16 protein-coding genes are annotated in these 12,917 nt (G+C 46.8%); 4 read left to right on the top strand and 12 right to left on the bottom strand.

The window, feature by feature from the left end:
* Positions 1 to 122 precede the first annotated feature (122 nt).
* Both rpsD and ttcA read left to right on the top strand, forming a co-directional pair.
* Complete coding sequence (gene rpsD, locus ACYSNS_RS08935; RefSeq protein WP_461722788.1) at positions 123 to 740, top strand: 30S ribosomal protein S4; 618 nt, start codon at positions 123 to 125, stop codon at positions 738 to 740.
* Positions 741 to 828: 88 nt separating this feature from the next.
* Positions 829 to 1,665, top strand: coding sequence for a tRNA 2-thiocytidine(32) synthetase TtcA (gene ttcA, locus ACYSNS_RS08930; protein WP_461722787.1), 837 nt, complete (start codon positions 829 to 831; stop codon positions 1,663 to 1,665).
* Positions 1,666 to 1,718: 53 nt separating this feature from the next.
* On the opposite strand, the gene ACYSNS_RS08925 is transcribed toward ttcA, so the two are convergent.
* The 8 genes from ACYSNS_RS08925 to purC all read right to left on the bottom strand — a co-directional run bounded on the left by ACYSNS_RS08925 (position 1,719) and on the right by purC (position 8,196).
* Positions 1,719 to 2,999, bottom strand: coding sequence for a multidrug effflux MFS transporter (locus tag ACYSNS_RS08925; protein ID WP_461722786.1), 1,281 nt, complete (start codon positions 2,997 to 2,999; stop codon positions 1,719 to 1,721).
* A gap of 72 nt (positions 3,000 to 3,071) precedes the next feature.
* Positions 3,072 to 3,404 carry a Grx4 family monothiol glutaredoxin gene (grxD, locus tag ACYSNS_RS08920; protein ID WP_461722785.1) on the bottom strand — a complete coding sequence of 111 codons (333 nt, stop codon included), beginning with the start codon at positions 3,402 to 3,404 and terminating at the stop codon, positions 3,072 to 3,074.
* A gap of 99 nt (positions 3,405 to 3,503) precedes the next feature.
* Positions 3,504 to 3,737, bottom strand: a complete 234-nt coding sequence (locus tag ACYSNS_RS08915) for a BolA/IbaG family iron-sulfur metabolism protein (protein WP_461722784.1) — start codon at positions 3,735 to 3,737, stop codon at positions 3,504 to 3,506.
* Between the two features lie 68 nt (positions 3,738 to 3,805).
* Positions 3,806 to 6,016 (bottom strand): phosphoribosylformylglycinamidine synthase subunit PurL, encoded by a 2,211-nt coding sequence (gene purL / locus ACYSNS_RS08910; RefSeq protein ID WP_461722783.1) that lies wholly within the window; start codon positions 6,014 to 6,016, stop codon positions 3,806 to 3,808.
* A 30-nt stretch (positions 6,017 to 6,046) separates the two neighbouring features.
* The gene (locus ACYSNS_RS08905; RefSeq protein WP_461722782.1) at positions 6,047 to 6,445 is read right to left on the bottom strand and encodes a hypothetical protein; all 399 of its coding nucleotides are present in this window, start codon (positions 6,443 to 6,445) and stop codon (positions 6,047 to 6,049) included.
* Complete coding sequence (gene purQ, locus ACYSNS_RS08900; RefSeq protein WP_461722781.1) at positions 6,442 to 7,110, bottom strand: phosphoribosylformylglycinamidine synthase subunit PurQ; 669 nt, start codon at positions 7,108 to 7,110, stop codon at positions 6,442 to 6,444. Before purQ ends, ACYSNS_RS08905 begins: the two co-directional genes overlap by 4 nt.
* 12 nt (positions 7,111 to 7,122) lie before the next feature.
* The gene (gene purS / locus ACYSNS_RS08895; protein WP_461722780.1) at positions 7,123 to 7,362 is read right to left on the bottom strand and encodes a phosphoribosylformylglycinamidine synthase subunit PurS; all 240 of its coding nucleotides are present in this window, start codon (positions 7,360 to 7,362) and stop codon (positions 7,123 to 7,125) included.
* 69 nt (positions 7,363 to 7,431) lie between these two features.
* Positions 7,432 to 8,196, bottom strand: a complete 765-nt coding sequence (purC, locus tag ACYSNS_RS08890; RefSeq protein ID WP_461722779.1) for a phosphoribosylaminoimidazolesuccinocarboxamide synthase — start codon at positions 8,194 to 8,196, stop codon at positions 7,432 to 7,434.
* 211 nt (positions 8,197 to 8,407) lie between these two features.
* Between purC and ACYSNS_RS08885 the strand changes: the two genes are divergently transcribed.
* Positions 8,408 to 8,728, top strand: a complete 321-nt coding sequence (locus tag ACYSNS_RS08885) for a DUF1476 domain-containing protein (RefSeq protein ID WP_461722778.1) — start codon at positions 8,408 to 8,410, stop codon at positions 8,726 to 8,728.
* 179 nt (positions 8,729 to 8,907) lie between these two features.
* Here ACYSNS_RS08885 and ACYSNS_RS08880 read toward each other — a convergent pair whose 3' ends face one another.
* From ACYSNS_RS08880 to rpe, 3 genes are all read right to left on the bottom strand, one after another.
* Entirely contained in the window at positions 8,908 to 9,456 is a 549-nt protein-coding gene (locus ACYSNS_RS08880; RefSeq protein ID WP_461722777.1) for an RBBP9/YdeN family alpha/beta hydrolase, read from the bottom strand.
* A gap of 104 nt (positions 9,457 to 9,560) precedes the next feature.
* Positions 9,561 to 10,862 carry an adenylosuccinate lyase gene (gene purB / locus ACYSNS_RS08875; RefSeq protein WP_461722776.1) on the bottom strand — a complete coding sequence of 434 codons (1,302 nt, stop codon included), beginning with the start codon at positions 10,860 to 10,862 and terminating at the stop codon, positions 9,561 to 9,563.
* A gap of 16 nt (positions 10,863 to 10,878) precedes the next feature.
* Positions 10,879 to 11,547, bottom strand: coding sequence for a ribulose-phosphate 3-epimerase (gene rpe / locus ACYSNS_RS08870; RefSeq protein ID WP_461722775.1), 669 nt, complete (start codon positions 11,545 to 11,547; stop codon positions 10,879 to 10,881).
* A gap of 215 nt (positions 11,548 to 11,762) precedes the next feature.
* Between rpe and ACYSNS_RS08865 the strand changes: the two genes are divergently transcribed.
* A complete protein-coding gene (locus ACYSNS_RS08865) occupies positions 11,763 to 12,299 on the top strand; it encodes a flavin reductase family protein (protein WP_461722774.1) in 537 nt (178 codons plus the stop codon).
* On the opposite strand, the gene ACYSNS_RS08860 is transcribed toward ACYSNS_RS08865, so the two are convergent.
* Positions 12,300 to 12,833, bottom strand: a complete 534-nt coding sequence (locus ACYSNS_RS08860; protein WP_461722773.1) for a hypothetical protein — start codon at positions 12,831 to 12,833, stop codon at positions 12,300 to 12,302.
* Positions 12,834 to 12,917: the final 84 nt, after the last annotated feature.

Genomic DNA, 12,917 nt, shown 5'->3' with positions numbered 1-12,917 from the left:
GGCAGTCTCGCAAAGCGTGCGCTGATTGCCCTGTCAGTCTTCAAATATGAAGGCAGAGGAGGGCGCGTTTCCTAGAGGTTGTTCTTAATGCTCAACCTCGTTTTTTGTTTGAAGGAAATGCGATGAGTAAGCGCGAATCTGCGAAATATAAAATTGACCGCCGTATGGGCGAAAATATCTGGGGCCGTCCAAAGTCTCCTGTTAACCGTCGTGAATACGGTCCAGGTCAGCATGGTCAGCGCCGTAAGGGTAAACTTTCTGATTTTGGTATTCAGCTTCGTGCAAAGCAGAAGTTGAAGGGTTTTTACGGTGATATCTCGGAAAAACAATTCCGTAAAACCTATGAAGAAGCTGCCCGTCGTCGTGGTGATACCGGTGAAAACCTTATTGGTTTGCTGGAGTCCCGTTTGGATGCAGTGGTTTATCGCGCCAAGTTTGTTCCCACGATTTTTGCTGCCCGTCAGTTTATCAATCATGGTCACGTCAATGTTAACGGCCGTCGTACCAATGTGCAGTCTTACCGTTGTAAGCCAGGTGATGTTATTGAGGTTCGTGAAAAATCAAAACAGATGATCCTCGTTCTTGAGGCTGTTCAGTTGGCAGAACGCGATGTTCCTGAATACATCGATGTCGACCATAACAAGTTGAAGGCAACTTATACACGCATTCCTGCATTTTCGGATGTACCGTATGCAGTTCAGATGGAACCTAATCTAGTTGTCGAATTCTATTCACGTTAATCGTGTTATATATGTCTTTTCAGCAGGGAGCCGTTGGCTCCCTGTTTTGTTTTAAGGCTTTCTTGTCTAATGCTTGAAGGAACGGGACATGACCAGTGATATAAATGATGCCGCGTTGCAGTTGGATGGTTGCCATCCGATGTTTCAAAACGCGCCATCTACGGTTGAGTTCAACAAATTGAGAAAGCGTGTTTTAAGACATATGCGACAGGCTATAGAAGACTTTTCGATGGTTAATGCCGGTGAAAAATGGCTGGTTGCGTTGTCCGGCGGCAAGGATTCGTATGGGTTGTTGGCGTTATTACTGGACTTGAAATGGCGTGGCTTGCTTCCTGTAGAACTTTTGGCCTGTAATCTTGATCAAGGTCAGCCGGGTTTTCCAAAGCATATTTTGCCGGATTTTCTGGAAAGCAACAATATAGCCTATCGGATTGAGTATCAGGATACCTATTCAGTGGTAACTGACAAATTAGCAGAAACGCAAACCTATTGCTCACTATGTTCCCGTTTGCGCCGCGGAAATCTCTATCGTATCGCGCGAGAAGAGGGGTGCACGGCGCTTGTACTTGGCCATCATCGCGACGATGTGCTTGAAACGTTCTTCATGAATTTGTTTCATGGGGGGCGTCTTGCAGGTATGCCCGGTAAACTATTGAACGACGAAGGTGATTTACATGTATTGCGTCCGCTGGTCTATGCAGCTGAGGAGGACATGGAAAAATTTGCCCAAGCTATGCAATTTCCCATTATCCCGTGTAACTTGTGTGGCAGCCAAGATGGGCTTCAGCGCAATGCGATGAAGGCGATGTTGAGTGAGATTGAACGGAAAATGCCGGGACGTAAGGACACAATGATCCGTGCCCTGACCAATGTGCGGCCGAGCCATCTACTTGATAAAAAACTGTTTGATTTTGGCGGTTTATGAACTTCATATGGTGCCGCCGGACCATATGAAGCTTTTGTTTATTTCCGCGATGATCATTTGCCTTTTTCGTCGATCACGGTCATCGTTTGGGAATGGTTGACTTGTTGGAACAAACGACCATTTTCGGCAAACAACACAAGAATGACTGCGCCACAACCTAAAAAGAAAAAACCTGCCGCAATGGGTGTCGTTGAGCCATCGAATTGCTGGCCAATCAGAAATCCGAGACCTGCGCCAATTGTCGTTTGCATGAAACCAAAGACCGACGACGCTGTTCCTGCAACTTTGCCCAATGGCTCCATAGCAAGTGCATTAAAGTTTGCGCCCATGCCACCGAAAGAAAACATGATCAAGGTGAAGAGGACCATGTAACAGAAAAAAGGAATAACTCCGCCTGCAAGCGCTGACCATATAAACCAGATCAAAGCCGATATGCAGAACATCAGCAGCAAGCCATGCGAAATTCTTCGCATGCCGAAGCGGCCGACAAAACGTGAATTCAGAAATGCAGAGAGAGCTTGAAAGGCAGCTACTGTTGCAAAGGCTGCAGGAAACCAGACGCCCAAACCATAGATTCCATCATAGATTTGTTGAGCGGTGTTCAAAGCCCCGAAAAGCCCACCTAAAATAACAGAGAAAGCAAGCGTATAGCACAAAGCCACCTTATTGGATACAACAGTCCATAGGCCTCTGCCGACCGATGAAAATGTTAAAGGCCGCTTCTCATAAAGGGTTTCAGGCAAACGTAAAAACACCCAAAGCGCAATGATCAAGCCAGCTACTGCCATGAAAAGAAAGATCAGCTGCCAATGTTCAAATACCATAATGGCTTGTCCTGTGGCGGGTGCTATGACAGGCACGATCATAAAAACCATCATAACGATCGACATGACTTCGGCCATCTTACGACCACCGTAGATGTCGCGCACAATCGAAACCGTAAGCACGCGTGTAGCAGCGGCGCCTATTCCCTGAATGGCACGTAAAACCAGAAGTCCAGTAAAACTTGGAGCAAAAGCACAAGCGGCAGACGCCACCGAATAAAAAATCAAACCAGCGATAATGGGCTTTCGGCGGCCGTACCGGTCGCTGATAGGGCCAAAGAAAAGTTGGGACAGGCCGAACCCGACGAGATAACAAAAGATAATGTAATGTTGGTCATTTGCGCCGATCATCTTCAAACTATGCGAAATCTCACTCATAGCAGGCAGCATGATATCAATCGCGAAAGCATTGGTAGCCATCAACGCAGCAATCATGATGACGAACTCTTTATAGCCGAGACGTGATTTTACAAAATCGATGTGCTTTTGCTCTTCAACCGAGTGTGACATGCAAATCCCCAAAATGAAAAGTGCCGACCATTGATCGGCACCCTCACATAGTTTTAATCAAAATCCAAACAGTTATGCTGTTTTAACAGCTATACCTTTTTCTTCAAGAAGCTTTTGCAACTCGCCTTCCTGGAACATCTCACGGATAATATCGCAGCCGCCAACAAACTCGCCTTTAATATAGAGTTGAGGAATGGTTGGCCAATTTGCATAATCCTTGATGCCCTGACGCAATTCGTCTGATGTCAGAACGTTGACGCCTTTATAGTCAAGACCGAGATAATCCAGAATCTGAACAACTTGTCCAGAAAATCCACACTGCGGAAAACCTGGTGTCCCTTTCATGAATAGAACGACATCATTGGATTTAACTTCATTGTCAATAAAATCGCGGGCAGCGCTCATTTGTTTTCCTTCCGTATTGGCAACCTCATCCGGCCGCCGGCATGTCAAATCATTTAAGGTTGGTGAAGCATAATAACAAGTATCTCGGCTTCATCATCATTATTCAGGTACACTGGTTTGTAGGGCCAAGGCATGCAAAACACCGCCCATATTACCTTTTAAAGCCTCGTATACCATCTGATGCTGCTGCACCCTATTTTTTCCCCGAAAGCTTTCCGCCACCACTTCAGCCGCATAATGTTCACCATCACCAGCTAAATCGCGGATTGTCACTTTGGCGTCGGGAATGCCTTCGCGAATGAGTGTTTCAATCGCATGTGCGTCCATTGCCATGGGGTATTCTCCTATCCTATTCATCCGGTGTCAAAATATCATACCATCTATTTTGATGCGACCGTCGTTTATTCATTTCCCATAAAATCTGGAAACCAGCTTTCATAGGCATGTTGTAATTTATCAATAGGCAGATCGAAAACGTCTTCGACAGCCATTGTGTCGCCAACGACTTTACCGATGACATCCACTTGTACGCCTGCTTTTACAGCATCCGCTTCAATAGACTTTATGGTGTCTGCAGGCACTGAAAGGATATAGCGTGCCTGATCCTCACCAAAAAGCTCGGCATGTTTTGGTGTATTCCCGGTGAGGCGCACTTTTAGGCCTTTACCTGATTTGATCACCATCTCTGCCAAAGCAAGTGCCAAACCGCCATCGGACAAATCATGACACGCATGTATCTTTGAAGTCTGGATAAGTTCACGCACAAAAAGCCCGTTGCGCTTCTCGAGATCAAGATCAACATGAGGTGCCGTACCAGATGTCTGGTTCAGGATATCGCGTAAATAGATAGATTGACCGAGATGAGAGCCACATCCGCCAACCAATACGATAACATCTTCCTGTTGCATCCCGTCGATGCGTGCCATTTTATTCCAATCGGCCAATAAGCCTACGCCGGCCATCGTTGGAGTGGGCAGAATGGCTTCACCATTTGTCTCATTGTAAAGTGACACATTTCCCGAAACAATCGGGAAATCCAACGCCTTACATGCTTCGCCAATACCTTTAATCGCAAAAACCAGTTGTCCCATAATTTCAGGTTTTTCCGGGTTTCCGAAGTTGAGATTGTCTGTCGAGGCTAATGGTATAGCGCCCGTTGCCGTTATATTGCGCCAACATTCAGCAACGGCCTGCTTGCCGCCTTCATATGGATCGGCTTCGCAATAGCGTGGCGTAACATCAGAGGAGAAAGCGAGCGCTTTTTTCCCATGCCCATCGACGCGAATAACACCCGCATCACCACCAGGACGGACGAGGCTATTACCTTGGATCAGCGTATCATATTGTTCATAAACCCAACGGCGTGAGCTCTGATCGGCTGAGCCAAGAAGGGTTACTAGAGCTGCGCCAAGATCGTCCACTTGTTTGATCTCATTTGCGTCAATACGCTCAGGAACGTTAGGTTCAGTCCAAGGCCGATCATATTCCGGCGCTTCATCACCAAGTTCTTTGATAGGAAGATTTGCAACTTCGTGCCCCTGATGAGAAACCCTGAAACGCAAATCGTCAGTCGTCTTGCCGACGATGGCAAAATCCAATCCCCATTTATGGAAAATAGCTTCAGCCTGCTTTTCAAGTTCTGGTTTCAGAACCATTAGCATGCGTTCCTGACTTTCGGAAAGCATCATCTCGTAAGCAGACATGTTTTCTTCACGGATGGGCACAAGATCGAGATTGAGTTCAATCCCAAGATCACCCTTGGCCCCCATTTCAACGGCCGAACACGTTAAACCGGCGGCCCCCATATCCTGGATCGCGATGACAGCTCCTGAAGCCATCAATTCAAGACAAGCTTCCAAAAGACATTTTTCCGTGAACGGATCCCCAACCTGCACGGTGGGGCGTTTTTCTTCAATGGTATCATCGAATTCAGCAGATGCCATCGTCGCGCCGCCAACACCGTCGCGCCCTGTTTTCGCACCGAGATAGACGACTGGTAGGCCAACACCTTCGGCTTTGGAATAGAAAATCGCATTTGTCTTTGCTATACCCGCCGCGAAAGCATTGACAAGGATGTTGCCATTATAGCGCTTGTCAAAATTGACTTCTCCTCCAACGGTTGGAACGCCAAAAGCATTGCCATAGCCACCGACGCCTGAAACGACACCTGAAACCAGATGTTTCGTGCGCGGGTGATCCGGCGCACCGAAGCGCAAAGCATTCATAGCAGCAACGGGCCGTGCGCCCATAGTAAATACATCGCGTAAGATACCGCCAACACCGGTGGCCGCGCCCTGATAGGGTTCGATATAAGACGGGTGATTATGGCTTTCCATTTTGAAAACCACGCATTCACCATCGCCAATATCAACGACACCAGCATTTTCACCCGGCCCCTGAATGACGCATTGACCTGCAGTAGGAAGGGTACGTAACCACTTTTTTGATGATTTATAAGAACAATGTTCGTTCCACATTGCCGAGAAAATACCCAGTTCCGTAAATGTGGGCTCCCGACCGACGAGCTTCAGAATACGATCGTATTCATCCGGTTTCAAACCGTGGGCTGCAATGAGTTCAGGTGTAATCGCAATGTCGTTATTCACGCTCATTGGTATCTGCTCCATAAAAAAGAGAGTTTATCAGCACTGATTGTCGCCCTTTGTCCAGCGATCAAGATCATCAGCAATGTCGTTCCCCATAGGGCTTCCCATGAGCGGGCCGTAAGCCGATACTTTAGCTGGCTGACCTTCAGCCTCTACTACAAGCAGAGGTTTTCCACCTGGGTTGTTATAAGGAACGACGAGAATACGCGGGCGACCCGAATAGGATTGAAGTTCGGGCGCAAGTCTGTAAGTTCTAAATTCGCTCTTATTACCCTTGAACCAGCATTGATTGGCAGTCAATGCTATATGTTCCATGGTTTTTAAAGAGGTTTCGCCACTGGCAAGCTCAATATTACCGGGGCCGGGCCTTACACAAGACGCGACCACTATTGATGCGGAAAGACAGACCAAGAGTAACTGTTTTTTATTCTTCACGCTGCTACCTCTAAAACGCTGGCAAATAAACCACGCCCATCCACACCGCCATGAGCGGCTTCGATAAGGTTCTCAGGATGCGGCATCATGCCGAGCACGTTACCCTGCTCATTAACAATACCAGCGATGTCATGGACTGAGCCGTTAGGATTGGTTCCTTCGGCATAACGGAATACGACCTGGCTGTTATCTTCCAGTTTTTTAAGTGTATCTGGATCTGCAAAGTAGTTACCATCATGGTGGGCGACGGGGCATCTAATAAGTTGACCTTGAGCGTAAGCTTTCGAAAAGATGGTATGCGCGTTAACAACCTCAAGCTTCACTTCACGACAGACAAATTTCAATGACGCATTGCGCATAAGCGCACCAGGCAATAATCCGGCTTCCAGAAGAATCTGGAAACCATTGCACACACCCATAACTCTGACACCCTTGGAAACCTTTTCCCGGATAGCTTGCATGACCGGCATACGTGCGGCAATCGCGCCGCATCGCAGGTAATCGCCATAGGAAAATCCACCGGGGATAACGATAAGATCGACATCAGGAAGGGTTGTTTCCGTCTGCCAGATTTTTAGCGGTTCAATACCGGTGACTTGATGCAATGCGGCGATCATATCGCGATCACGGTTGAGCCCCGGTAACTGAATTACGGCTGTTTTCATCATAGTGTCCGATCAGATGAGGTCGATCTGGTAATTTTCGATAACGGTGTTTGCCAATAGCTGCTCACACATCTGTGTTAGCTGCTTTTTTGCGTTGTCTGCCGACATATCGTCCAATACGATGTCGAAGACCTTGCCTTGTCTGACAGATTGGACGCCTGTAAAGGCGAGACTATCCAATGCGCCACCAATAGCTTTTCCCTGTGGATCGAGAACACCATTTTTTAAAGTAACTGTAACACGCGCTTTCATTATTCTTTCCTGCGATTATTGCCATCGTGGCAGAAAAGGCAAAGGCGGCCAGTTAGCCGCCCGCCGATATTATTTTACAAGAACAGGACCCGTGGGGCGGGGTTGTTCATTTTCGTTCATGATGCCGAGACGTCTTGCAACCTCTTGATAGGCTTCAACTAGCCCGCCCATATCGCGACGGAAACGGTCTTTGTCCATTTTTTCTTTGGTATGAATATCCCAGAGACGTGCTGAATCTGGCGAAATTTCATCTGCCAGCACAATCCGCATCATATCGCCTTCCCACAACCGGCCAAACTCCATTTTGAAGTCGACAAGCTGGATACCGACAGCAATAAATAGTCCTGAAAGGAAATCGTTTATGCGAATGGAAAGCTGCATAATGTCTTCAAGCTCTTGGGGGCTGGCCCAGCCAAAAGCTGTGATATGCTCTTCTGAAACCATCGGATCATCGAGTTCATCTTTTTTATAATAATATTCGATGATGGATTGCGGCAGCAGTGTGCCTTCTTCAATACCAAGACGCTTGGAGAGTGAACCGGCAGCGACGTTACGCACAACAACTTCAAGCGGAATGATTTCAACAGCTTTAATCAACTGTTCACGCATATTTACCCGCTTTATGAAATGCGTAGGGATGCCAAGCCTATCAAGCTGCGTGAAAATATATTCAGAAATGCGGTTGTTCAACACGCCTTTACCATCAATGACTTCGTGCTTTTTTGCATTAAATGCAGTAGCATCATCTTTGAAAAACTGGATATACGTGCCAGGCTCTGGTCCCTCATAGAGGATTTTTGCCTTGCCTTCATAAATACGGTGGCGACGATTCATCGTGATTCTCTACTGTTTGTCGGGATAATAAATTGTTCAACTCTTCCCTAAACCAATTGCACACATTTCTCAATGACCGCATGGCTCGCTTCTGTCAGTTTTTAGCGTTTTGAACCGACAAATTTATGGTTATGGTCTTGCCTACAGTGTTTAAATACGGCAAGAGAAGTAAAATAACTCAAACAACACCGAATGAGCAGGAGACACTTCGATGGATGGAATGAAAGAGCGTGAAGGCGCTTTTGAAAAAAAATATGTGTTGGATGAGGAAATTCGGTTTAAAGCAGATGCCCATCGTAATCGTATGATTGGTTTGTGGGCTGCAGACCGTTTGGGCAAAAACGGCGATGCTGCTGATGCCTATGCGAAGGATGTCGTTATGACCGCTTTAAAGCACGGTCGCGAAGATGATGTCATTGCCAAGATCGTTGCAGATTTCACGACCGCTAATCTACCGGTGGATGAAAATGAACTGCGTGAAAAAATGGCGCAACTCATGCAAGAATCGCTTGCACATTTTCAAGCGAGCTAAGAATTATTTGTTAAAAAGAAAACCCGCTGCAAGCATTTGGCTTTGAAGCGGGTTTTTCTATGTATTCAAGATCGAATTTAGAGCGTTTTGCGAAAAATGTTAAACGGTTTGTGAATAAAAAATGGATTGTAAACAATAGGCTAGAGCGTCGATCTAATCCAATCAGATCAAAATTCGCTCTAAAGCTTTGCAAGAAATTGCGATAAGACCATGAGGCCTTCTGGCCATGGACCATGGCCGGATGCTGCATTGATATGTCCGGCTTCCCCAGCATCTAGAAACAAAGAACCCCAATCTTTCGCGATATTTTCAGCGACATCGAAACTGCAATATTCATCATTGCGGCTTGCGATTACTAGTGAAGGGAAGGGTAATGCTTCACGCGGATATGGTCCAAAGGTCATGAGATGTTTTGGCCTTATCGACGGATTAGCGACATCGGGTGGTGCGACGAGAAAAGCTCCGCGCACTTTCTTTGCGATACGGGGTACCGCTTGGATGACAGTTGGAACACCTAGCGAATGCGCTATAATTGCGACAGGTTTATCAGCTTCTTCGACGGCCTTCTCAACCTGATAAACCCAGTCCTCAAGAACCGGCTTTGACCATTCTGCCTGTTCAACCCGACGTGCTGTCGAAAGTTTTTTCTCCCAGCGGGTTTGCCAGTGCTCAGGCCCCGAACCTGTGTAACCCGGCACAATAAGAATATCGAGCTGACTTGCTTTCATGATCGCACGCAGTTGCCTTTCCTTTAACAATGAAGGCTGGTGAAAAATAAGATATCCACCAGCCTCCATTCTTATAAACTATCGACTGAATTATACGCGAAAATTCAACCAAAAACACGATGGAAAATCGTATCAACATGTTTGGTGTGATAGCCAAGATCAAATTTTTCGCGAATTTCTTCTTCGCTCAAAGCTTTACGAACATCCTCATCGGCTAATAATTCTTCAAGAAAGTCTTTGCCCTGTTCCCAAACTTTCATCGCATTGCGCTGGACAAGGCGGTAGGAATCTTCACGGCTGACGCCTGCTTGCGTCAAAGCCAACAATACGCGTTGCGAGTGCACCAATCCACGAAATTTATTCATGTTTTTCATCATATTATCGGGGTAAACAAGAAGTTTCTCAATAACGGATGTCATCCGCGCCAACGCAAAATCCAACGTGATTGTTGCGTCCGGGCCAATGAAGCGTTCAACAGAGGAATGCGAAATATCACGTTCATGCCACAATGCGACATTTTCCATGGCAGGTATCGAAAAAGAGCGCACCATACGGGCCAGTCCAGTCAGGTTTTCAGTCAAAACGGGATTACGCTTATGCGGCATTGCAGAGGAGCCTTTCTGGCCCGGAGAGAAATATTCTTCTGCTTCAAGAACTTCTGTGCGCTGCAAATGTCGGATTTCAACCGAAAGGCGTTCAATGGAAGAAGCTAAGACACCCAGTGTCGCAAAATACATTGCGTGCCTGTCGCGCGGGATGACCTGAGTGGATACAGGTTCTGGATGCATGCCTAACGCTTTTGCGACATGCTCCTCAACACGCGGATCGATATTGGCAAATGTACCGACAGCACCTGATATCGCACATGTAGCAATCTCTTCACGCGCTGCAACCAGACGCGCGCGACAACGAGAAAATTCTGCATATGCCAATGCCAGTTTAACACCGAAGGTCGTCGGTTCGGCATGGATCCCGTGGCTACGACCGATCGTTACCGTGTCTTTGTGCTCAAATGCGCGTTTTTTTAGAGCTGCCAAAAGTTGATCAATATCGGCAAGCAGAATATCGCTGGCACGCATCAATTGCACATTGAGCGTTGTATCCAACACATCCGAGGACGTCATGCCCTGATGAACGAAACGGGAATCGGGGCCGATAAATTCCGCCAGATGTGTCAGAAATGCTATAACATCATGTTTGGTAACCGCTTCGATCTCATCAATCCGTGCGACGTCAAACGTCGCACTGCCGCCTTTTTCCCATATGGTCTTGGCTGCTTCCTTGGGAATAACACCGAGCTCTGCCAAAGCATCACAGGCGTGGGCTTCGATTTCGAACCAGATGCGATATTTAGTTTCAGGCGACCAAATTGCAACCATTTCAGGACGGGAATAACGCGGGATCATGGTGTTTTCCTTATGTTCAGTCTTGCGCAGCTCTGCGAAGCGCTTCGATACGAGTTTTATAGATTTCTTTACTGCCATTTTTATAGATGGCTGAACCGGCGACAAACGCATTGGCACCTGCCTTCGCAGCCATACCAATAGTCTCGGTTGTGACACCGCCGTCAACCTCAAGATCAATAGGACGCTGTCCGATCATGGCATGAATGCGCTTTATCTTTTCTACAGTTTCAGGAATGAAGCTTTGACCGCCGAAGCCCGGGTTGACGGTCATAACCAGGATAAGATCCAATTGATCGAGAAGGTATTCAATAACCCCTTCGGGCGTGCCCGGATTAACCGCAATTCCAGCCTTTTTGCCCAATGATTTGATTGCCTGCAGTGAACGATGAATATGGGGGCCAGCTTCTGCATGAACTGTAATAATATCAGAACCAGCCTTTGCAAACGCTTCTAAATAAGCATCTGCAGGCGATATCATCAAATGGACGTCGAAAACAGCATCCGTCAATGGACGTATCGCCTTCACCACATCTGGTCCGAATGTGATATTAGGAACGAAATGCCCATCCATGACATCTATATGGACCCAATCGGCGCCGGAATCGATGACATCCGTTACCTCTTGTCCGAGTTTTGAAAAATCGGAAGCTAAAATAGAGGGGGCAATCAACTGTTGACGGGGCATGTCTCTCTCCTGCGTTGACGCTTCCTATCATGGAAGGCAATGATGTTAAACCCGCATTTACGGCTGATCCACATGACGATGGACCAATTTCTGCAAATATGTTTAAAACGATGATTGACAAATGATCTATAAAATTGCGTCAAAAAGAGTTATCAGATAGTGATAATTGCATGATCTGTACTTGAAAGTTTCTCAAAGCTGTATAAGTCGGAATAATGACTGAGCATTCTACACATCTGATACCCTACGGGCCACCTATCGAGACTGTATCACCGCTGGAATATCGTGATGCGATGAGCCATTTTGCGGGGGCGGTTCACATTGTCACGACCGATGGAGTGAGGGGAAAGCGCGGTGTAACCATTTCAGCCTGCTGTTCCCTTTCAGATGATCCGCCTACGGTTCTGGTTTGCCTCATGCGTCACAACCAGGAAAACCGTCTTTTCATCGATAACGAGAAATTCTGCATCAATACACTGGCTGGTCATCATCGCGACCTGTCGGATATTTTTGCCGGGCGGGGCAAGTTAAATCAGACAGAACGGTTTTTGGCTGGGCAATGGCAGACGCTAAAAACCGGTGCGCCAGTTCTGGATGATGCACTCGCATCGCTCGATTGCCAACTGGTCAGTTGGCATGTTCACGCTACACATTATGTCTTAATCGGTGAGGTTGTGGCAATTAAACGCAATCAGGCAGACGACGCATTGATGTATCTCAATCGTGCCTATCATACCTTACCACTAACGTGATTATTTCTTTGCTACGTCGCGTGTAAGGTCGCTTGTACGTTTCAGCTTCATTCCAACTACGGGTATGAGATCATTTTCGATCTTAACTGAAACCGTTATATTCATCGAGTTTTTATCAGCAAGTCTGGCCATCATTGCACCGTTTAATTGCTTTCGATTAAGCCCGAATACCATATGGTCACTCCCGACTTTACCCGAAATGACGTCAAGACCTTCACCTTTTGACCCATCGTTAAATGCACCGGAAAACCCGGTGGGGCCACGCAAAACCGTCGCTTTCATAGGTTGAGAAAAAACGCCAACGCGGCAATTGCCGTCCAATGTCATGCCGGTTTGGACAACTTCAGAAGTCCCCGCAAAATTACAGGTAAATTTTGTCCCTTTATATTTACCCGCGACCACCTCACCTGGACCTGACCAATTGCCTTCAATCGAACGGAAAAAATCAGCATCACTATCGGAAGCGTAGGCATTATTGGTCAAAGTGCAGGAGAGCAGCGAAATTGCAACAAGCGACTTGAAGATGATTTTCATTTTGGTACTACTCTACTTCTACACGTTACTCAGGTCAGACGCCGCATAAAACACAGCAATCAATTGCCATCATTATGAATAGAA

This window comes from Bartonella sp. LJL80 (assembly GCF_054871565.1).
This window is presented reverse-complemented; position numbering and strand designations above follow the sequence as displayed.

Bases quoted from the DNA above. Each gene is read 5' to 3' on its own strand.
- grxD (WP_461722785.1), bottom strand. From the start codon at position 3,404: ATGAGCGCTGCCCGCGATTTTATTGACAATGAAGTTAAATCCAATGAT.
- rpsD (WP_461722788.1), top strand. From the start codon at position 123: ATGAGTAAGCGCGAATCTGCGAAATATAAAATTGACCGCCGTATGGGC.
- ACYSNS_RS08860 (WP_461722773.1), bottom strand. From the start codon at position 12,833: ATGAAAATCATCTTCAAGTCGCTTGTTGCAATTTCGCTGCTCTCCTGC.
- purC (WP_461722779.1), bottom strand. From the start codon at position 8,196: ATGAATCGTCGCCACCGTATTTATGAAGGCAAGGCAAAAATCCTCTAT.
- rpe (WP_461722775.1), bottom strand. From the start codon at position 11,547: ATGCCCCGTCAACAGTTGATTGCCCCCTCTATTTTAGCTTCCGATTTT.
- purL (WP_461722783.1), bottom strand. From the start codon at position 6,016: ATGAGCGTGAATAACGACATTGCGATTACACCTGAACTCATTGCAGCC.
- ACYSNS_RS08880 (WP_461722777.1), bottom strand. From the start codon at position 9,456: ATGAAAGCAAGTCAGCTCGATATTCTTATTGTGCCGGGTTACACAGGT.
- ttcA (WP_461722787.1), top strand. From the start codon at position 829: ATGACCAGTGATATAAATGATGCCGCGTTGCAGTTGGATGGTTGCCAT.
- ACYSNS_RS08925 (WP_461722786.1), bottom strand. From the start codon at position 2,999: ATGTCACACTCGGTTGAAGAGCAAAAGCACATCGATTTTGTAAAATCA.
- ACYSNS_RS08915 (WP_461722784.1), bottom strand. From the start codon at position 3,737: ATGGCAATGGACGCACATGCGATTGAAACACTCATTCGCGAAGGCATT.
- purB (WP_461722776.1), bottom strand. From the start codon at position 10,862: ATGATCCCGCGTTATTCCCGTCCTGAAATGGTTGCAATTTGGTCGCCT.
- ACYSNS_RS08865 (WP_461722774.1), top strand. From the start codon at position 11,763: ATGACTGAGCATTCTACACATCTGATACCCTACGGGCCACCTATCGAG.
- purS (WP_461722780.1), bottom strand. From the start codon at position 7,362: ATGAAAGCGCGTGTTACAGTTACTTTAAAAAATGGTGTTCTCGATCCA.
- purQ (WP_461722781.1), bottom strand. From the start codon at position 7,110: ATGAAAACAGCCGTAATTCAGTTACCGGGGCTCAACCGTGATCGCGAT.
- ACYSNS_RS08885 (WP_461722778.1), top strand. From the start codon at position 8,408: ATGGATGGAATGAAAGAGCGTGAAGGCGCTTTTGAAAAAAAATATGTG.